The following is a 19,966-nucleotide window of genomic DNA, read 5'->3' as shown; positions in this document are numbered from 1 at the left end:
ATGAACGCTGCAACAAACTGCTCCTGCTGCTACAAAATTTTCCTCGCCCTCGTCCTCTGCGCCCTCACCCCCGCCGCCCACGCGCAGGAAGACCGGGGCTTCAAAGTCTACCAATTCCCGGCCAACATGATACCCCGCATCGACGGCAAGGCCGACGACTGGGCCACGTTCCCGAAGGAGTACATCGTGGGCACCGACCAGCTGCGCGACGACTCCGGCCACTACCCCAAACCTGATTCCACCAACCTCGCCGTGAAGGTGCGGGTGGCCTGGGTGGCGGGCCTCAACCGCCTCTATTTCCTCTACGAAGCCTACGACAACTACTGGGATTTCAGCCTGCCGGGCCTGCACAACGACACCTTCGAAATCGTGGTAGACGGCGACCTCTCCGGCGGCCCGCTAACCGCCGAAATGCACCCCAATCAGGACCTGCCGCTGATGGAACGCTACTTCACCTTCCACGGCGTGCACGCCCAGAACTACCATGTTTTCATGCCCGCCGAGGGCAAAGACTGGGCCCTGGCCTGGGGCGCGCAGCCCTGGATTAAAAAGCTGCCCTACTCCAACATCGCCTACAGCTACGATTTTAAACCCGGCCAACCCGGCAAGCTCACGGCCGAGTTCTGGATTACGCCCTTTGACTACGCCGGGGCCGAAGGGCCGGCCCGCGCCGTGGAATCGGTGCTGATGGAGGGCAAGAAAATCGGTCTCACCTGGGCCGTGATTGACTACGACGACGTGGCCGACGAAAGCAAAAAAGGCTTCTGGAATCTCTCGAAAAACCACAAGATGTACGGCAATTCCAGCCTGGGTACCGTCTTCACGCTGCTGCCGCTGGCCGCGCAGTACCTGCCGAAACTAGCGGCCCAATGGTCGTCCCAAGTAACGGACATGGCCCACCGCCAGGTCACGTTCACCGACGAAAGCTGGGGCCCCATCAAGCGCTGGCACTGGGATTTCGGCGACGGCACCACCTCCACCGAGCAAAGCCCGGTGCACCGCTACAAGGATGCCGGCAAGTACATCGTGGTGCTGAATGTGGAAGGCCCGGCCGGCAAAGCCCGCATGGCCAAAGTGTGGGACGTGGCCGTGAAGTGAGGCCGCAACCACATTTTAAGGCCATTTCAGAGTCGGAGGTAGGGGCGGGTCCTGCCCCCGCCCGCCGTTCGCACCACGCGACGATTCCGTTCAATGGCGGGCGGGGGCAGGCCCCGCCCCTACGTCGTTCAGATGTACACTACTTGCAAAACCGCTGTTAAATAACCTACCGCGCCATAATGGCCAGCACAGGCGCTATCAGCAGCCGGGAGGCGGTGGCATCCAGGTGCAGGCCGTCGGCGGTCATGGTGTTGATGTCCAGGCCCGGCGTTTGGTAGCCGTTCACGAAGAGGGAGTGGGTGCGGTGCGCCACTTTTTGGAAAGTTTTGGCCATGTGGCGGACCCGCTCGTTGCCTCCCTGGTACTTGGGCAGGGCTTCGGCTTTCGTGCCGTAGGGCGGCGGGGAGATGATGATAATCCGGGCTTTGCTGATGGCGGGGTAGGGGCAGTTCTTAATTTTCTTGATGAGGGTTTCCAGGTTCGCCGGGACTTCTTTTTGGCGTTCGGCAAAAACGGCTTTGGCGTCGTTGGTGCCCAGCTCCAGCACTACGAAGTCGAACGGCCGGTCCTTGGTAAACTCGGCGGCTTTGCGCAGATTTTCGTCGATGACCAGCAGCGAATTCAACGTGCTGTCGCCGTTGTTCACGAAGCCGATGGTGCGGCCCGATTTGCTGAGGTTGAAGACTTGCGCCCGGGGCAGGGCCAGCTCCAGCTGCTTGGGCCAGCTGTGGGGAAACGTGCCGTTGCTGTCGCCCAGGGTAAAGATGTTGAGGGGCTTGTCCGACGCCACCGGAGTTTGCGCGGGCAGCAGGGCCGGCAGGAGCAGCAGAAACAATAGAAGCTTTTTCATGGGAATGGATAATAGTTAGGCGGCGCGTCGCAGAAGTCCTCCTATTCAAATTCATGAGCTTCTTGCAAGGCGCGGAGACTGTAAACAGTTTCTCGGATTTTGCTCGGCTCGTGCATTTCAGAGTTCCGGTAGTTGCTATTTCTATCGACTACAATTTGGTCGCCTTGAACCACTACAGATATTATTTCGCTCTCATCATCCAAGGTGCCTAAGTATTTTCTGAAATGAGTGGAGTCTGTCAAGTATTCAGCAGTTAGGTTATTAGCCAACCCGGCACTGTATTGCTCAATGAACAGCGCTTTATTAGCGCGTAATGGAAACGAAAATTGCAGATGCGATTTATTATGGTAACGACTCCATACAAACCCTGTCAGAGCTATCAAAAAAGCGAAGCCAAGAAGCAGCGTTTTCATTAGAGATGAGGAATTGCGCAGTTGGAAATAGTTAAATAGCCGTTGGAATGTAATGCGTAATTTGTTGAACTGACTCTATTGCTTTGTTGAGCTAAAATCATTCGGTAGAGATGCTTCGGCTGCGCTCAGCATGACCGTACTCTAAAATATTACCCGGCCTACTTCAAAATCTGCACGGAGCTGTCATTAATCCCATACGGGTGCTGCTTGAGCAGCTGGGTGATTTCGGCGCCGGCCAGCAGCACGGGGCCGTAGCCGTGGGCGGCGTACACGTTCACGGGGCGGTAGTAGTAGAAAGACGGGTCGAAGCCCATGCCGGTGCCCACGCAGGTGCCTTCGACCTGGCCCTGGGGGGTGACTTTGGTGCTCACGGCGTTCTAGGCCAGCAGGGCCATGGGGCCGTAGGCCGGGGCATCGAGCCAGCCCTGGTTCACGGCGTGGGCGATGGCGTAGGCGTAGATGGCCGTGGCCGAGGTTTCGAGGTAGCTGTCGGGGCGGTCGAGGAGCTGGTGCCAGAAACCGGTGCCGCTTTGCTGGGCGGCCAGGCCGCGGGCGTGGGCGCGGAGCAGCTCCAGCACCGCCGGGCGGCCGGGGTGGTCGGCGGGCAGCACGTCGAGCAGTTCCACGGTGGTGAGGATGGCCCAGCCGTTGGCGCGGGCCCAGTGGAACTCGGGGTGCTCGGCCATGCCCTGCACCCAGCCGTGCATGTAGAGGCCCTTTTGCCGGTCGAACATGCGCGGGGCAAACTGGGTGAGCTGCTTCACGGCCTCGTCGTAGTAGCGGGCCTCGCCGGTGAGCTTGCCCATCTGGGCCAGGGCCGGGATGCTCATAAACAGGTCGTCGAGCCAGAGGGTGTTGGGCTGGGGGCGGTTGCGGGCCAGCGTGCCATCCGCGAGGCGGAATTCTTTGGTCATGATGTAGCTCACGAACGGGTCAATCATCGGCCGCAGGTTGGCGGTGGGGTCGAGGCGCTGGGTCTTTATCATGGCCGCGCAGATGGCACCCACATCATCCAGGGCGTGGGGCTGCACGATGGAGCGCACGGGCGTGGCCGCCTCGGGGTGGGCCGTTTGGTAGGCGCGGAAGTAGGGCACCAGCTCGCCCAGAAAGGTGAGGCGGCTGCGGGTGTAGGCGGCGAATTTGGGGTCGCCGGTGGTTTCGGAGGCGCGCAGCATCCCGGCGTAGGTCACGCCCCACTCATAGCTGGTGAGGCGGAAATCGCCGGGCTTGATGATGGCGTCGGGGTTGAATTTCCGGCGGTCGGTGATGGGGGCGTTGGTCTTTTTATCGACCAGCTCAGCCGGCGTGGCAGCGTTGAGGTAGGCGTACACGCGGTCGAGCACCTGCTTCACGTCCTCGGCTTTGGTCTGGCCGTAGGGGACGGGATAGTCGGGTTTTAGCAGGTGGAGCGGCGTGGTGGTGTCGTTGGCTTTTACCTGGGCGTGGGCGGGCGCGGCGGCGAGGAACAGGAACAGGGCCGGGAGGAGTTGGCGCATGGCGGTGGGAATGGCGTTGGCTGGCCAAGGTAGAAGCCGGGTTGGAGCGGATTCTCCTGCGGTGTCCTGCTTCGCCCTGATGGTTCTCCTCCCTATAGCCAAAATGGACCATGACTATAGTCAAAACGCCTCGCGCGTAATTTGGAGACTCTCATTATTCTCAATTAGACTCACAAGACTCCCAACGGGTGCGGGTTGAACTCAAAAAAATAGGAGAGCTCGAAGCTGAAATTCGGTAGCTCAAAACCCCGGCGTCAGCCCCAACCCCGCCCCTTTGGCCGCGACGCGGGGTCCTTCCTGCCCCAACTGCACCTGCCCTTCGACTCCGACGAGTTTCGGGCCACGTGGGTGAAGTGGCGCAAGCACATGATTGACTTCGAAAAGCCCTTGCGGGGCGACAGCTACGAAGAAGAAGCCCTCATCAAGCTCACTCGCCGACACCGACGAAGCCCTCGCCCTGAAAATCATCACGGATTCCATTGCCAACGGCCGGAAAAACCTCGCCCTTCATCAGCAATCCCATGGCACTTCCAATCGGTGCAACAATGGCCCGGCTGCGGCAGCCAGCCGCGTCAACACCCGCTCTGCTTCGGATTACACCGGCGGGCGCAACCGCACCTCCGCTGCCTGACGAAATCGAGCTGCAGTCCGGCCAAGTCAACTACGCCCTGCACCAGGCCCGGGGCGAGAAATGGGGCCAACTCTACCAGGCGTTCGTTAGCTAGCGGGCGCTGAACACGGACCTAGTGCAGGACCCCAAAACCGACACCTGGCACGACGTGCGCCGCGACAACAGCACCGACCCGCCGGAATTGCCCGACCGCGACCAGGTGCTGCTCACCACGGCCGAAACCGACGAGGCGCTGTACACGATGCAGCAGCGCGTGTGCAGCGCCTCGTCGGTTTCGGCCCAGCGCGCCGCTGCTGAGCGGGCCACCCGGGAGCTGCCGAAAATGCCGTGGGACGCCGGCGCGCTGGCCCGGTGGGCGTGGGCCAAAGGCCAGCAGCTCACGGCCCACCTGATGCCGCCGCTCTAGTTTTCGCTCACGCCGGACGGCGGCAAGCTGTTTGACCTGCTGGTGTACTACTTCGCCGGCGACGAGGCCGCGTTTCTCACGCAGGGCAAGGCGATGGGGCTGCACGGCCTCGACATTCGCAAAGGACTGTGCATGCTGGGCCCCGTAGGCAAAACGATGCTGCTGAAAATGTTCTCGGCCAACCCCATCCGTGGGTACCGCATGACGTCGGACGAAGCCGTGGAGTCGGCCTACCGGGCCGGTGAGGAGAGCCGCAAGCAGCAGCAGGCCTTGGGCAGGGGCGACGGCCGCCACCTGTGCATCGACGATGTGTGCACCGAGGAAGCCGTGGTGAAGGACTATGGCAACGCCGACGCGCCCATGGCCAAGGTGCTGCTCACGGGGCGCTGGCCGACTACTACGCGGCTTGCGACGTGTGGGCCTGGCTGACGGACCCGGCGGAGCGGCCGCGGCCGCAGTTTAATATTAGAAAAAAATCAATTTGCTAAAAAAATAAAATCAATTGCCTAGAAGCAGTTTCCTACCTTTACGCAGTCTACGGGTTTAGTTGCCTACTACATTTTATGGCAAAAGCTCCGTGTCCCTCTACCGAGGATAAGGGGCTTTTTTTATTCTACCCAGCAGATTCGCAGCACATAAGGCTTGAGTTAGCTTATGGGCTATCGGGCATACTTGCGGTTCTGCCGAAACACATCCTTTCCGATTCTTGAAAAGTAAATATGGCCATTCACGCAAACCCGTATGCCGTTAATACTGCATTAAAATCTTCGACAGAATCAAAATCTAGCGCAGACATATCGCGTCCAATTTTTGATTATTCATTAGAAGCGTTGCGCGGTCTGGCTGCTCTACTCGTAGTATTTGAGCACTCAATAGGAAATGGCCCAACTCCGGACCCTAGCTACCATATTTCTGGCTTTTGGCAGTATGCACCTCCAGGGCACTTGAGCGTGATGGTGTTTTTTATGCTATCAGGGTATGTAATCGGCTTGGCTAATTCCAAGCCAATCACCACTAATAGTGGGCGGAAATTATACTTGAAGAAGCGAATAGTGCGGCTTTATCCGCTGTATCTGCTCACGCTTGCGGCTACGTTTTCCGTAGCGGTCATGTACCACACTCCTGCTGGGGCGGGTACGATAATCGGATGTTTGCTTTTCTTACAAGGCTTGGTGGTGAAAGTGCCAGCATATAACAACCCTATTTGGTCATTGGGTTATGAGATACTCTATTATGTGCTATTTCTAGTTGTCTCGGCCAGAAGGTGGGCTCCAGGCTGGGTAGCAGTGGCATTTTTAGCATTTGGACTAATTCTTAGTCAATTGGCGATACAGCCAATTATCTTGGTATCTTATGCCTACGGCGCCGTCTTTTGGTTTCTTGGTCAATTTCTTAGCAGAATGCCTAAAAGCACTAACCCATTGCAATTCGGGACGATGCTGGCTTTTTTGCTACTTATGTTATCCTTTCAGCGCATGAACCTTATGTTTAGCGCATTACACAGCCTCCAATTGGACGTAACCGAAGCCCAGGCCCCCTCATGGTTCGACCGCGCTATTGTATTCTCTGACTTCTCCCTTCTGTTATACTGTGTTCCATTGCTTCTCTGCTTTACGAACCGAACTATGCCTGGGAGGCGATGGATGGAATTAGCAGCATTTGCGACGCCAGGTTTATATTTTTTATCGTATATATATTCTGGTAAAATTCAACAAACCCAGCTGTTTAATACGGTGATAATATCTGCTGTTTTCTATTTGTTAGCCATAGCAGCTTATTTACTGCGCCACCATTCCACATTGTTGGGAGAGGCTATAATTCAAAAGCTTACACCATTGGGCCATATATCATACGGAATCTACATTATTCATTTCCCCCTTTTCTTTCTATTTCATCAAGTAAAAACATTTAGTGGAACGGCTACTTCTTTTTTAGTGCGTTTATTGTTATACCTAGTGCTTGTGATATTCTTGGGTTGGGCATTAGAACGCCGCTTACAGCCTTGGTTGAAAGAGAAATTAATGTAGTGACAATAAATAGCCAATTCCACTAAATCGTGTACCAGGGATTTTTCAAGGCATGCGGGTTGTGTAGCGGATAAACAGCTAAACCTTTAGGAGTGCGGCTAACTTTTCGGCATTGGGCCCATTATGGCAGCGATACTAGCTTCGCGAGCGACAGCAACCACCGCGAGACGCCTCTCCAATTCCAAACTTATGGTGGTATAGCTTGTCTAGTGCACTGTAGCGCGCAATATGCACAGGCACTATGCCACTGTAGCTATGCCCGCGCTGAACCGATTCTCCCTCTCCTTGGGGAGAGGGAGAATCGGTTCAGCGCGGGCATAGCTACCCAAATTAGCTAATCGAACCAAAAACGGCCCGCCTGGAATCTCCAGACGGGCCGTTTCAATGACAAAAAAACAACTACTACTCCACCGTCACGCGCTGGGTGGCGGGGGCGGTGCCATCGGCCTGCACACTGAGCAGGTAGAGGCCGGCGGCCATGTTGGCGATGGGCACGGCCACGCCATTGCCCCGGAAAGTATCGGTGAGGACGGCCTGACCCAAGGCGGATTGGGGCGATGAGGGGAATGCGACCAGTGCCTTATGCAATTCCTATGGCTCTGCTTAGCAGCAATGCGGCTCAGAAAGCCCGAATTTTGCTAAACCTGGTGCTTTTTGGAGCGTAAACTCAGGCGGCCGGGCATTCTTCCGGGCCTGTATTCTTACTTTCCAAAACACTATGAGCATCTTCAGCAGCGACAAACTCAAGGGCAAGAAAATTGCCATCATTGCCACCGACGGCTTCGAGCAAGCCGAGCTCGACGAGCCCAAAAAATACCTCGAAGGCGAGGGCGCCGAAACCCACGTCATCTCCCTCAAAAGCGGCTCCATCAAGGGCTGGGACGGACCCAAGAAAGATTGGGGCGATAAAGTCGACGTTGATAAAGTCATCACCGACGTGAAGCCTGCCGACTACGACGCCCTGGTGCTGCCCGGCGGCCAGATGAACCCCGACATCCTGCGCGTGAACAAAGACGTGGTGGCTTTCGTGAAGGAATTTGCCGGCTCGGGCAAGGTGCTGGCCGCCATCTGCCACGGCCCCTGGCTGCTGGTGGAAGCCGATGTGGTGCGCGGCAAGCGCGTGACGAGCTGGCCCAGCGTGCATACCGACCTCAAAAACGCCGGCGCCCAGTGGGAAGATTCGGAAGTGGTGTGCGACCACGGCCTCATCACCAGCCGCAAGCCGGAGGACATTCCGGCCTTCAATAAGAAGATTGTGGAGGAGATGCTGGAGCCCCAGCACGGCGGGCAGAATTAGGCCGGGTTTCGGGTGGCGTTGATTGAACGTCTCCTCAGAACGTCGGAAAAAGGAACGTCATGCTGAGCGTAGCCGAAGCATCTCTACCGCAGTAGTAATCCCTATCAATTGGATTAGTTATGCGGTAGAGATGCTTCGGCTACGCTCAGCATGACGTTCCTTTTTTGTTTAGTTAGGCCCAAAAACCAAACCACTACCGCCAACCGCCGCCCAGCGCGTGATACAAATCCGTCACGGCCTGGCGCTGTTGCAGTTGGTCGTTCACGGCATTTAGCTGCGCTTGCAGCAGGTTTTGCTGGGCCGTGAGCACCTCGGTGTAGTTAGCAAAGCCGGCCCGCAGCAGCTCTTGGGTGTATTCAACCGACTTGCGAAGCGACTCCAGCTGCAGGGCACGCAGGCGGGCTTTGTCGGTGGCGCTTTGGTAGGAGAACAGGGCGTTGGAAACCTCCTGGCCGGCCACGAACATCGTTTGCTGGTAGGTATAGAGGTATTCTTTCTGCAAGGCCTCTGACCGGCGCAGGCGTGCCCGGTTGAGGCCCTGGCTGAAAATGGGTTGGGCCAGGCCGCCCACGATGCTGGCAAAAACGGCCGTGGGCGAGAACAAATCCGTGAGCGTGGTGCTGGTGAGGCCGCCGTTGGCCGTGATGGTGAAGCTGGGGTAGAAGTAGGCCCGCGCCGCGTTGGTGAGCTCGAAGGTGGACTCGAAGGCGAATTCGGCCTGCTGCACGTCGGGGCGGTTGCGCAGCAGCTGGCCGGGCACGCCGGTGAGCAGGGACGGGGCGGCATCCTGAGCGGCCAGCGTGCCGCGGGCCACGGGGCCGGGCGTGCGGCCCAGCAGCGTGGCCAGCAGGTTTTCCGTCTCGCGGATGTTGCGCTGGAGGTCGGGGATGGTGACTTCGGCGGCGTAGCGCTGGGCTTCGCTCTGCACCACGGCGGCCCCGGTTACCACGTCGCCTTCCAGCAGCAGGCGCATGGTTTCCACGTCCTTGATGCGGTTCTGGACGGTTTGTTGGGTGATGTCGAGCTGGGCATCGAGGGCCAGCAGGGCGTAGTAATTATCGGCGATATCGGCGATGAGCTGGGTTTGCACCACGCGGCGGTAGGCTTCGCTCTGGCGCACGGCGGCGGCGTAGGAGCGTTTGGTGCTGCGCATCTTGCCCCACACATCGGCTTCCCAACTGCTGCTCAGGCCCAGCAGGTACTGGTGCGCCGTGCCGCCGGTTACGACGGAAGATTGGTCGGTGGTGGTCGTGCCGGTGGTGGTTCCGGTTCCGGTACCCGTGCCCGTACCGCCTGTTCCGGTGCCACCAGTTCCTCCAGTCCCGCCAGTCCCGGTCCCGCCCGTGCCGCCAGTGGTAGTGGTGCTGCTACCACCAGTGCCGGTACTCACGAAAGCCCCACCGATGCGCGAAATTGTGGTGGTAGCCCGGCCGCTGAGGCTGGGCAGAAAGGCGGCGCGGCTCTGGGCCAGCAGGGCCTGGTTTTGCTCGATGCGGGCCAGGGCCACTTGCAGGTTGCGGTTGTTGGCGAGGCCTTCGGTGATGAGCTTTTGCAACTGCGGGTCGGTGAAGAGCTGCTGCCAGGGGCGGGCGGCCAGGGTGGTGGTGTCGGTGGTGGCCGCGTCGCGGTAGAGGCCGGTGGTGGCCGTCTCGGGGCGGCTGTAGGGATGCAGCAGCTGGCAGCCCGCCGCCAGCGCAAGCACGGGAGAAAATAATCGAAGGAATTTGCTGGCAGTCATAGCAATGGAATTAATACTTGTACGCGGTTGGCTGAAGCGGCAGCGCAACCGCTACGCCAGCGCAGGCTGCGCCTCCTCCTCCGGCTTCTTCTCGCCGTCCTTAGCGGGCGGGCCGCCTTCGGTTTCCTCTTTTTCGAGTTGCTCCTTGGTCTTGGGCGGGCCGCTGATGCTTTCCTGTAAGCCCTCAAAAACCACGAACAAAACCGGGATGAAAAACACCCCGACCAGCGTGCCAAACAGCATCCCGCCGATGGCCCCGGCCCCGATGCTCTTGTTGCCGTTGGCCCCCGCGCCGCTGGCAAACAGCAGCGGCATCAGGCCGAATACGAAGGCGAAGGAGGTCATCAGGATGGGCCGCAGGCGGGCTTTGGCCCCTTCCAGCGCGGCTTCCATGATTTCCATACCGTCGTCGCGCCGGCGGGCCAGCGAGAATTCGATGATGAGGATGGCGTTTTTGGCCAACAGGCCGATGAGCATAATCACCGAAATCTGGAGGTAGATGTTGTTGTCGATGCCGAAAATCTTGGCGAACAAATACGTGCCGCACAAGCCAATCGGAATCGAAAACAGCACCGCAAACGGCAGAATATAGCTCTCGTACTGCGCGCTCAGCAGCAGGTACACGAACACCAGCGACAGCGCGAAAATGTAGAGCGACTGCTTGCCGCTGCCCTGTTCCTCGCGGCTGATGCCCGAAAATTCGTAGCCGTAGCCGGCCGGCAGCTTCTGGGCCACTTCCTGAATGGCAATCAGGGCCTCGCCCGAGCTGCTGCCTTCCTTGGGCGAGCCGTTCACCGATATCGACGTGAACAGGTTGAAGCGCGAGAGGCTTTCGGGGCCGTAGATGCGGGTCAGGGTCACGAATTCGGTGAGTGGGGCCATCACGCCGGCGGCGTTGCGTACGAAGACTTTGCTCAAGCCCTCCGGGTTGGCGCGGTAGGCTGAGTCGGCCTGCACCATCACCCGGTACTGCTTGCCGAACTGGTTGAAGTTGGAGGCGTAGGAGCCGCCGTAGAACACCTGCATGGCGTTCAGTACGTCCTTTTCGGTGAGGCCGGCGGCCTTCACCTTGGCCACATTCACGGCCATCTGGTACTGCGGGAAGCCGGGGTTGAAGGCCGTGCTGGCGTACTGGATTTCGGGCCGCTTGTTGAGCTCGGCCAGGAAATCCTGGGCCACTTTGAAGAACTCGGCCGTGGTGTGCCCGCCCTTGTCCTGCAGCTGAAAGGTGAAGCCGCCCGTGGCCCCAAAACCCGTAATCGTGGGCTGCGAAATGCTGCGAATATCGCCGGCCCGGATGTGGGCCGTGAGCTTGGTTATCTCCTTGATAACGGCTTCGTTGTTCGTGTCCTTGCGCTCGTCCCAGGGCTTGAGGCGCACGATGACCATGCCGTAGGCGCTGCCCTGCCCGGCCAGGAAGTTCTGGCCCGTGATGCGTAGCGTGCCCCGCACCGCCGGAATGGTCCGAATCAGGCTATCGACTTCGGTATTCACGGCCGTGGTGCGCTCCAGCGTGGAGGCCGGCGGCAGGCTCACGTTTACGAAAATGGTGCCCATGTCCTCGTTCGGCACAAAGCTGCTGGGCGTGGTTGTCATCAGGAAATACAGGCCCGCGCCGAAGCCCGCCACCGCAATCAAGGATATCCATTTGCGAGCCGAAAGGAACGTAACGGCCTTCGTGTATTTGCCCACCAGCGCATCGTAAGCTGCATTGAAGGCGATGCTGAACCGCTGCATGAAGCCTTTTTTCTTCGGGGCTTCTTTGGAGTCTTTGGCCGCATTCGGGTCCGGATTGTCCTTGCTTTCTTTGGCCTCACCCTCGTGGTGCGGCGGCTTCAGAAACAGCGCTGCCAGCGCTGGGCACAAGGTCAAAGCATTCACAGCCGAAATCAGAATGGCAATGGCCAGCGTGATGCCGAACTGCTTATAGAAAACCCCCACCGACCCCGAAATGAACGTGACCGGCAGAAACACCGCCGCCATCACCAGCGTGATGCTGAGAATGGCCCCGGTTATCTCGTTCATGGCATCAATAGCGGCCTTGCGCGGCGACGTATAACCGCCCTCCAGCTTGGCGTGCACGGCCTCCACTACTACAATGGCGTCATCGACCACGATGCCAATGGCCAGTACCAACGCGAAGAGCGTGAGCAGGTTAATGCTGTATCCGAAAACCTTGAGAAAGAAGAACGTGCCGATAATAGAAACCGGCACCGACACGCCGTGGATAATCGTGGAACGGAAATCCTGGAGGAAAATGAAAATCACCAGAAACACCAGTGCGAAACACTCCAACAGCGTGTGAATCACCTTATCAATCGAGGCATCCAGAAAGTCGTTGATGTTGACCAGATTGGTGTAGTGAATGCCGGCCGGAAACGACTTTTCGGCCTCTTTCAGCACGGCCAGCGACTTCTCAATTACATCGCGGGCGTTGGAGCCCGGCGTCTGGTTCACCGAGATGCCCACCGAGGGCTTGCCGTAGGTGGCGCTGTTGCTGCTGTAGGCCTGAGCGCCCAGTTCCAGCCGGGCCACGTCCTTGAGGTGCAGCAACTGGCCCTGGCCGGTGCTTTTGAGGATAATGTTCTCGAACTGCTCCACCGATTGCAGCTTGCCGGTGTACTTGATGACGTACTGGAAGCTCTGGTCGGAGTTTTCGCCGAATTTGCCGGGGGCAGCCTCTACGTTCTGGTCGGCCAGCGCGGCCGAGATATCGGCCGGCGTGAGGCCGTAAATGGCCATCACATCGGGCTTCAGCCACACCCGCATGGCGTAGTCACGCGAGCCGAAGGCGTTGGAGTTGCCCACGCCGTTCACCCGCTTGATTTGGGGGACGATGTTAATCTGGGCGTAGTTCTGCAGGAAAGTCTGGTCGTAGGCCGGGTTATCGGAGTAGAGGGCGAAAATCAGCAGGTTGCTGCTCTGCTGCTTGCGCACCGTCACGCCCGCCAGGGTCACTTCTTGGGGTAGCAGGCTGGTGGCGCTGGCCACGCGGTTCTGCACGTCCACGGCCGCTTGGTCGGGGTCGGTGCCCACGTTGAAGTACACCTGGATGCTGCCCGCGCCCTCATTAGTGGCCGAGGACGTCATGTAGGTCATGCCTTCCACACCGTTTATCTGCTCTTCCAGCGGCACCAGCACGCTTTTCAGCACCACGTCGGCATTGGCGCCCGCGTAGCTGGCCGATACCTGCACGGTGGGCGGCGAAATGTCGGGATATTGGGCAATGGGCAGCTGCAACAGCCCCAGCACGCCAAGCAGCACGATTATCACCGAAATAACGGTGGAAAGCACGGGGCGCTCGATGAATACTTTTAGCATAATCTTCTACTGGGTATCAGGTAGCTTTTTATAAGTCGGAACGTCATGCTCATCTGGCGTCCGCGCAGTCGAAGCATCTCTATCGCTTCGTTGCGTCGATTGATTTACTTGCGCGGTAGAGATGCTTCGACTGCGCGGACGCCAGATGAGCATGACGGCTAAGGCGGGTTCAGACTATTCCTGCCTACCCGCCCGCCACATCCTCCTTCGGCACTGCCTTCACCACTTTGGGCCGAATCTTCGAGCCCTCCTTCAGCCCGCTGATGCCCTCCAGCACCACCTGCTGGCCCGCTTTCAGGCCCTTTTGCACCACAAACGAGGCCCCATCCGGCGTGGGCACCACCGTGATGGCGGCGGCGTGCGCGGCCGTGTCGCGGCCCACCACGTAGGCGAAGCGCTTGCCCTGCAGCTCATATGTAGCGCTTTGCGGGATGATGAGGGCATCATCAATTGGGTGCTGTGTGCGTACTGAGCCGCTGCTGCCGCTGCGGAGCAAACCCTGCGGGTTGGGGAAGGTGGCGCGGAAGCTGCTGGCCCCGGTTTCGGTGTTAATCTGACCAATAGCCGTTTTCACGCGGCCGTGGTAGGGGTACACGCTGCCGTCGGCCAGCACCAGCAGCACGTCGGGCACGTTTGAGAGTTTTTCCTGAAGGGTGTTGCCGGGGCGGCGGCGGGCAAAATCCAGCAGCGCCTTTTCGCTGAGCGAGAAGTAGGCGTACACGTTGCCGGTGCTGGAAATGGTGGTAAGCGGGTCGGCCGAGGTGCTGCTCACCAGGCTGCCGATTTTGTTGGGGATGGTGCCCATCACGCCATCCACCGGGCTGGTGATGGTAGTGTAGCCCAGGTTGGTATTAGCGTTGGAAAGCGTGGCCTGGGCCTGCGCCAGTGCGGCTTCTTTCGATTCCAGCGTGTATTGCGCGCCCTCCAACTGGTATTTGCTGATGATGCCTTTGGCCACCAGCGGGGCCACTTTGGCCACGCCCATGCGGGCAGCGTCCACGTCGGCCTGCGCGGTTTTGATGCCGGCGCGGGCTGTGCGCACTTCCTGCTCATACTGCGGCGCACTGATGTGGAAGAGCTTCTGGCCCTTCTTCACACTGGCACCCTCATCCACGTAAATGGCTTCCACAAATCCGTCCACCTTGGGCCGGATTTCCACGTTCTGCTGCCCCTGAATGGTGGCGGGGTAGTCCTGGAACAGCGTCACTGTATCGGGCCGCACCACCAGCACCGGGTAGTCCTTGATGGGGGCGGGGCCGCCGTCTTTGCCGCCCTTGCCACCGGGACCGCCGGCTTCGTCGTCTTTCTTCTTCGAGTTGCAGGCCGCCACGCTCAGTAGTACCAGCAGCAGAGCTGCCCGGCCGGGCAAAAATCTATTCATATACAATAGCAGTGCTCCGCGTTTGTACGCGAGCCGTTTACCGATACGAAAGCAGGTTGCAAAAAGTCGACTTCAACTCTCCGTAATCGGCCTAGCCTCGCGCCCGCCCGACCACCGGCCCAACTTTGCTGACCAAGCCAGCTGTGCCCGCAAGCAATGGGAAAGCCCGACAAACCAAATTGCCGGGCTTCACTGCTCCGTTTTAGGGATGAAGTCTGGAAGTCGCCAGGGCTATTTCTGGCTCATAATCCAAGTGTAGATGTCGGCCTGGGCATCGGGCGAGATGGGCGCGGGCGACATTCCGGCGGCTTCCGCTTTGCTCAACTGCAAGGCGTGGTTGAGGCCTGGCACGTGCATCTCGGTCACACGGGCATTGTTGCGAAGGCCTTTTTTGAGCAGGGCCAGATTGACCGGCGTGTTCACCTCGGCATCGTCGTCGCCGTGCAGCAGCAGCACGGGGCATTGCACCTTCGGCAGCGCGGCCACGGGGTCGAAGGCCAGGTAGTTGCGGTAGGCGGGCGTAGTCAGGGTTTGCACGCTGGCCTGCACATCGCGCGGGGCGATGCCGGGGTAGCGCTGGCGCAGCATGTTGCTGAGAATAGCCTGGGCTTGGGCATTATCGGGCGTTTGGCGTACTATTTCCAGCATGGCGCGCTGGTGCTTCACCAGGTTTTCCTCGTCGCGGCGCATGGCCATTTTCTGGCGCAGGCGCTGCTGGTCGAGGTAAGTTTGCACCTGGGCGCTGTTCGAGCCGTGGGCGCGCAGCTTGGCGGCTTCCTGCTCGGCGGCCACCTGGTCGAGCAGGTACTTGCGCTGGCGCTGCGCATCGGTCGAGTCCTGTCCGAGCACCTTGCCGTACATGGTGGGCTGGGCGGCCAGTAGCTCGCGGCCGGGCAGCCCAGCCGCTGCCAGGGCCACCACAAATGTGGGGGCCAGCAGTTGCGCGCTGGCCAGCAGCGCCACGTTGCCGCCCTCGCCGTGGCCGATGAGGCCCAGCCGTGTCACATCAACCTGGGGCCGGGTGCGCAGGTAGTTGAGGGCGGCCAGGGCATCGGCCGAGCGGTCGGCCACCGTGCCGGGGCCTTCGCCGGGGCCGCGCTCCTGGAGGCGCAGCACCACCATGCCCTGGCTCACGAGGTAGTCGGCCAGGCTGCTCATCAGCTGCTTATCGGCCTCGCTGGGGGGCAGGGTGCCGGCTTCGTGCTCGGGCAGCAGCACGGCGGCCGGGAAAGGGCCGGGCCCAACGGGCAGCCGCAGAATGCCATTGAGGCGCGTGCCGCCGGCTGGCGATGAGAGTACCACGGCCTCTACCCGGTCGAGGGTGCTAGCCTGCGCACCAACAGTCAGCAGCAAGCAAAAAAAGACGAGAATAGAGCAGAAAAAGCGCATAAGCAGGAGGCTGAAAACCGGGCCTTCCCCGAAGACCTGGGCGGGGGCAGCGGCGAGAGAGCTACGCAAAGCTCCGCTGACCGTGTTTTCAAGGGGGCGGTTTTCCGTCGAACCGGTCTTTTTCGTCGCCTTGCAGTACCAATTGCCACACGAACGAAAACCGGGTTTTCTCAAAATGGGCCGCCAGTCTCAATTTGGGATGAAATAAATCTCAGCCCAACAGTTGAAACCAGTCACGCCCTACCCAGTGCACCAAGCTCCACATCGTGGCATCAAACACCAGCAAAAAACCGCCCTGCACCCACAGCGAGCGGCCGAAGCCCAGCAGCCGCACGGGGCGCGTCTGTCCCGGCACCAGCGCCCGCGCCCGCAGGTAGTAGCCCGTCATGATGTAGGCCACGTCGAGCCCGGCATTGAGTAAAAACAGGTTTTCGTTGAAGAGCTGGGATTGCAGCAACTCAGCGGGCACCAGGCCGGCGGGGGCCACAAAGTGCAGGTGCAGAATGCCCCACGCGGCCAGCCCGGCATTCACCAGGCCCCAGCCCACGTTCATGCCGTGGAAGTAGAAGGATTCGTGCCGCCGGTCGCTATGCGCCAGGTAGTAGCCGCTGCCCACCAGGTTCAGCAGCACCCAGGCCGCCAGCACGGCCAGCCCCCGGCCCAGCAGCAGTTCGCGGGCCATGAAGAGGCTGGCAATATCGACGGCAGGAGCGGCAGCGGGCATGGCAATGGGAAGAGTGAGGGGGAAGAAAAAAAGGAAGCCCTTGCGGAGCTTCCTTTTTTTAACGATGCTAAAGACTGTGAGCCTATTGCGTGAAGCCGATGCCCACGTAAACCTGCAACAGGTTGTTGTAGATTTTGGCGTTGCCGAACGCCGGGTCGATGGCTTTGCCGGCTGGAATATTGTCTTCAAATACCTTGCCCAGGCTCAGGTTGTAGCGGGCACCTACGCGGGCTGGGCCAATGCGTGCCTCCAAACCGCCCACGCCGCCAAAATCAAAGGTGTTGAAGCCATTGTCGGCTAAGCCCAGAGTCGAACCGTCTTTTGTGGCATTGATGAGCAGCGAGGCCTGCGGACCCACGTGGAAGCTCAGGTTATCGGTGAAGTTGCCCACGTACATGATGGGCAACTGTAGATAGGTAGTGCGGTAGGTTTGCTGGGCCTTGCCGGGGCCGGTATTGCCCGTGAAGCCCAGGCGCGAGTACAGCAGCTCCACCTGCACCGAAGAGAAGTCATCGAAGCCAAACTGCCCGAACACGCCGGCGTGGAAGTCGCTGTGCGAGTTACGGTCGATGCCTTTAATGTCATCGCCGCGCAGGCCGTTGAGGTTATAGCCGCCTTTCACGCCGAAGCCGGTATTGCGCGAGTCGGTGGTTTTGCCGCCGGTGTAGTCTTTGGAAGAAGTAGCACCGCCGGGAGCCGCCTGGGCAAACGCAGAAGAAGCTGAAGTAACGGCCAGCAGCAACAATAGGAGAGTCTTTTTCATGGGTGAAATGAAGTGAGGTAATGGGCCAGAAGCCGGGGAAGATTACTATTCCCGTTTGCCCCTATACTTTGCCGGGACCAGAAGGTTGCCTGAAGGCCCTATTTGCAGAAAAAAAGAGGCCTCCTTTCGCTGCATTCGCCATGCGGCGCTACCTTTGGAGCGGCGGCCCACTAGCAGGGCCGGTTCCGGGGTGTTAGCTCAGTTGGTTCAGAGCGCCACCCTGACACGGTGGAGGTCGTTGGTTCGAGCCCAATACGCCTCACGAAAACCCTCATTGCACTGCGCAATGAGGGTTTTTTATTGATTAGCCCCCGGTTTTGCCCCCGGTTTTATGTAGAATTAGCCGATATATGCTCATAAACACTTGGGCTAAATAGCTGAAATTTGATGGGAGTATGTTGGCTGTAGTCGGTAGACATGCTGCCTGATTTATAGTGTTTGCTCGAGTCCGAGTCCGGACTGGTTGAGCGGCTCACGAAGTATGGGTCATAAACTTGCAAGCCAAAAACTGAGGTGGTCCACCTAAGTAGGACAGTTTAGGGCGGTATTTTGAGACTCTCCTCGTACTTGCGTAGAGGGTAACGCCCCGCTTGGTTTTTGCCACCACGGCAGCAGGATTAGATGTCCTGCGTGTGACCGCCTTGCCCGGGTGCCCTCATTGTTGCACTTCAATTCGTAGGCTCTCCGCATGGCCCGGGTAGAGCAAGCGGCACAGATACACGCCGTTGGGTAGGCTGGTGGGCAATGCCAGGGTTTGGGCAACGCCAGCGGCGACAATCCCTTCGTAAAGGGTGCCCACCACAGTGCCGAACTGGTCATATAGCACCAGGTACACCGGAGAATCGGCCGCCAACTGAAAGCGGATAACCGCTTGGCCGTGAGTCGGAACAGGAAAGGCCTCAAATGCGACGAGTGGCTGGGCCGCATCCGCGACGGTTGAGCGGTCGGTTTTTGTGACCGCGTCGTCGCAATCGTGCCCCTTTTTGCTTCGGGCATACTTAATGGTGGTGTAGCTGTCGCCGCCGTCAGCAAAGCCCGTCACGTAGGCATTTCCCGCGGCATCCACGGCCAGGCCGGTTGCGTAGTCGTCACGACCGGCCGGCCCGTTGTACCGGGCCGCCCATAGCTGCTGGCCTGACGCCCCGGAATATTTGACGGTAGCGTAATCCACCGATATGCGGGGGGTGTCAGAATAGGACAAGCCGGTTACGTAAACCTCGCCCGCAGCATCCAATCCGATGGCGCTGGCCTGGTCGAAGCGCTGGTCGGGCCCATCGTAAGTGGAAACCCACAGTTGCTGGCCGGTCGCGCTCGCGTATTTGACGGTGGCAAAATCCGAAGACACCGGGTTGGCGCTGACGCCGGTTACGTACACCGCCCCCTGCGCGTCCACGGCCATGGCCGTGGCAAAGTCGTCGCTGTTGCCCATGCCATTGTAGCGCGACGCCCATAACTGCCGGCCGGTGGCTTTGGCGTACTTGATGGTGGCGTAGTCATAACGGCCGTTGGTGGGCTGCGAGCCCCCGGTCACATACACGTTGCCCGCTGCATCCAGGGATATGCTTGAGGCCCGGTCATCGAGATTGGCCGGTCCATCGTAGCGGGAGACCCACCGCACGCGGCCCGTGCCTTTGGCGTACTTGATGGTAACATAGTCGGAGCTAACGCCATTGAAGGAACCGCCCGTGACATACGCATCCCCCGCCGCATTTACGGCCACGGCCGCCGCAGCCTCCCCGCCGTTGGCGGGGCCATTGTAGCGGGAAACCCACTGCGGCTGGCCGGTGGCTCTGGCGTATTTGATGGTGGCGATGTCGTAGTTGCTGCCATTGTAGGAATTGCCGGTTACGTAGGCATTCCCCGCCGCATCCACGGATATGCTCCGGGCTTTATCGTCGGCATTGGCGGGCCCATTATAGTGGGCCGCCCACTGCTGTTGGCCCGCCGCCCCGGAATATTTGACGGTGGTGTAATCATTGTTGATGCCCAAGCCCGAGTAGCCCGCCACGTAGACGTTGCCCGCAGCGTCCACGGCAATGGCCGTGGGGTAGTCGTTGCCATTCGCCGCCCCATTGTAGCGGGCTATCCACACCGGTTTGCCAGTTGCCCGCGCATACTTGATGGTCGCAAAGTCTGAGTCAGTGCCGTTGTATGATTCGCCGGTTATGTAGACATCCCCCGCCGCGTCCAGTGCGATGGCAACCGCAGTGGTCCCATTGGTCTTTAGCCGATTGTAGCGTGCCACCCATTCTTCTGTTACTGGCCCAGATACGCCGGTTGAGCGAGCGGCATTCGCAGGGAAGGCGGCCGGGGTATTCAGGAGGCCGGGCATTTCCAAAAGCCGTGGCACGGGTGGCTCATCAGCGGCCACCCGCCCGCCGGGTTGTGCCTGGAGGGCAGGCAAATACGCAAACAAAGACATGGAAAGAACC

The 19,966-nt window shown here is 59.6% G+C and carries 16 protein-coding genes, 1 tRNA gene and 1 pseudogene; 7 read left to right on the top strand and 11 right to left on the bottom strand.

What is annotated here, in order from left to right; all coding sequences use genetic code 11:
• On the top strand, positions 1 to 1,098 hold the full coding sequence (locus ACYU70_RS13360) for a PKD domain-containing protein (RefSeq protein ID WP_342298065.1): 1,098 nt from the start codon (positions 1 to 3) through the stop codon (positions 1,096 to 1,098).
• A gap of 166 nt (positions 1,099 to 1,264) precedes the next feature.
• Here the strand turns inward: ACYU70_RS13360 and ACYU70_RS13355 are convergent, their stop codons facing one another.
• From ACYU70_RS13355 to ACYU70_RS13345, 3 genes and pseudogenes are all read right to left on the bottom strand, one after another.
• A complete protein-coding gene (locus tag ACYU70_RS13355) occupies positions 1,265 to 1,948 on the bottom strand; it encodes a GDSL-type esterase/lipase family protein (protein ID WP_342298063.1) in 684 nt (227 codons plus the stop codon).
• A gap of 41 nt (positions 1,949 to 1,989) precedes the next feature.
• Entirely contained in the window at positions 1,990 to 2,361 is a 372-nt protein-coding gene (locus tag ACYU70_RS13350) for a hypothetical protein (protein ID WP_342298061.1), read from the bottom strand.
• A 158-nt stretch (positions 2,362 to 2,519) separates the two neighbouring features.
• Positions 2,520 to 3,857 (bottom strand): annotated as a pseudogene (locus ACYU70_RS13345) (glycoside hydrolase family 88/105 protein).
• Between the two features lie 521 nt (positions 3,858 to 4,378).
• On the opposite strand from ACYU70_RS13345, the gene ACYU70_RS13340 reads away from it, so the two are divergent.
• The 4 genes from ACYU70_RS13340 (at position 4,379) to ACYU70_RS13325 (ending at position 6,921) form a co-directional block, all read left to right on the top strand.
• Positions 4,379 to 4,582 carry a hypothetical protein gene (locus tag ACYU70_RS13340; RefSeq protein WP_342298059.1) on the top strand — a complete coding sequence of 68 codons (204 nt, stop codon included), beginning with the start codon at positions 4,379 to 4,381 and terminating at the stop codon, positions 4,580 to 4,582.
• 21 nt (positions 4,583 to 4,603) lie between these two features.
• A complete protein-coding gene (locus ACYU70_RS13335; RefSeq protein ID WP_342298057.1) occupies positions 4,604 to 4,894 on the top strand; it encodes a hypothetical protein in 291 nt (96 codons plus the stop codon).
• Positions 4,895 to 4,936: 42 nt separating this feature from the next.
• On the top strand, positions 4,937 to 5,323 hold the full coding sequence (locus ACYU70_RS13330) for a hypothetical protein (protein ID WP_342298055.1): 387 nt from the start codon (positions 4,937 to 4,939) through the stop codon (positions 5,321 to 5,323).
• Between the two features lie 290 nt (positions 5,324 to 5,613).
• Positions 5,614 to 6,921, top strand: coding sequence for an acyltransferase family protein (locus ACYU70_RS13325; RefSeq protein WP_342298053.1), 1,308 nt, complete (start codon positions 5,614 to 5,616; stop codon positions 6,919 to 6,921).
• A gap of 402 nt (positions 6,922 to 7,323) precedes the next feature.
• On the opposite strand, the gene ACYU70_RS13320 is transcribed toward ACYU70_RS13325, so the two are convergent.
• Positions 7,324 to 7,464 carry a hypothetical protein gene (locus ACYU70_RS13320; RefSeq protein ID WP_342298051.1) on the bottom strand — a complete coding sequence of 47 codons (141 nt, stop codon included), beginning with the start codon at positions 7,462 to 7,464 and terminating at the stop codon, positions 7,324 to 7,326.
• A gap of 175 nt (positions 7,465 to 7,639) precedes the next feature.
• Here ACYU70_RS13320 and ACYU70_RS13315 point away from each other — a divergent pair, with 175 nt between their 5' ends.
• Positions 7,640 to 8,218: a type 1 glutamine amidotransferase domain-containing protein gene (locus tag ACYU70_RS13315; protein ID WP_342298049.1), complete on the top strand. Its 579-nt coding sequence runs from the start codon at positions 7,640 to 7,642 to the stop codon at positions 8,216 to 8,218.
• Positions 8,219 to 8,411: 193 nt separating this feature from the next.
• Here ACYU70_RS13315 and ACYU70_RS13310 read toward each other — a convergent pair whose 3' ends face one another.
• The 6 genes from ACYU70_RS13310 to ACYU70_RS13285 all read right to left on the bottom strand — a co-directional run bounded on the left by ACYU70_RS13310 (position 8,412) and on the right by ACYU70_RS13285 (position 17,534).
• Complete coding sequence (locus ACYU70_RS13310) at positions 8,412 to 9,956, bottom strand: efflux transporter outer membrane subunit (RefSeq protein ID WP_342298047.1); 1,545 nt, start codon at positions 9,954 to 9,956, stop codon at positions 8,412 to 8,414.
• Between the two features lie 51 nt (positions 9,957 to 10,007).
• Positions 10,008 to 13,277: an efflux RND transporter permease subunit gene (locus tag ACYU70_RS13305; protein WP_342298045.1), complete on the bottom strand. Its 3,270-nt coding sequence runs from the start codon at positions 13,275 to 13,277 to the stop codon at positions 10,008 to 10,010.
• A gap of 184 nt (positions 13,278 to 13,461) precedes the next feature.
• The gene (locus ACYU70_RS13300; protein ID WP_342298043.1) at positions 13,462 to 14,658 is read right to left on the bottom strand and encodes an efflux RND transporter periplasmic adaptor subunit; all 1,197 of its coding nucleotides are present in this window, start codon (positions 14,656 to 14,658) and stop codon (positions 13,462 to 13,464) included.
• A 231-nt stretch (positions 14,659 to 14,889) separates the two neighbouring features.
• Positions 14,890 to 16,011 carry an alpha/beta hydrolase family protein gene (locus ACYU70_RS13295; protein WP_342298041.1) on the bottom strand — a complete coding sequence of 374 codons (1,122 nt, stop codon included), beginning with the start codon at positions 16,009 to 16,011 and terminating at the stop codon, positions 14,890 to 14,892.
• A gap of 247 nt (positions 16,012 to 16,258) precedes the next feature.
• On the bottom strand, positions 16,259 to 16,771 hold the full coding sequence (locus ACYU70_RS13290; protein ID WP_342298039.1) for a DUF6992 family protein: 513 nt from the start codon (positions 16,769 to 16,771) through the stop codon (positions 16,259 to 16,261).
• A gap of 82 nt (positions 16,772 to 16,853) precedes the next feature.
• Positions 16,854 to 17,534: a porin family protein gene (locus ACYU70_RS13285; RefSeq protein WP_342298037.1), complete on the bottom strand. Its 681-nt coding sequence runs from the start codon at positions 17,532 to 17,534 to the stop codon at positions 16,854 to 16,856.
• 187 nt (positions 17,535 to 17,721) lie between these two features.
• On the opposite strand from ACYU70_RS13285, the gene ACYU70_RS13280 reads away from it, so the two are divergent.
• Positions 17,722 to 17,796, top strand: a tRNA-Val gene (locus tag ACYU70_RS13280).
• Positions 17,797 to 18,189: 393 nt separating this feature from the next.
• On the opposite strand, the gene ACYU70_RS13275 is transcribed toward ACYU70_RS13280, so the two are convergent.
• Positions 18,190 to 19,956, bottom strand: coding sequence for an SBBP repeat-containing protein (locus tag ACYU70_RS13275; protein WP_342298035.1), 1,767 nt, complete (start codon positions 19,954 to 19,956; stop codon positions 18,190 to 18,192).
• Positions 19,957 to 19,966 lie beyond the last annotated feature (10 nt).

This window comes from Hymenobacter segetis, from assembly GCF_054776495.1.
This window is presented reverse-complemented; position numbering and strand designations above follow the sequence as displayed.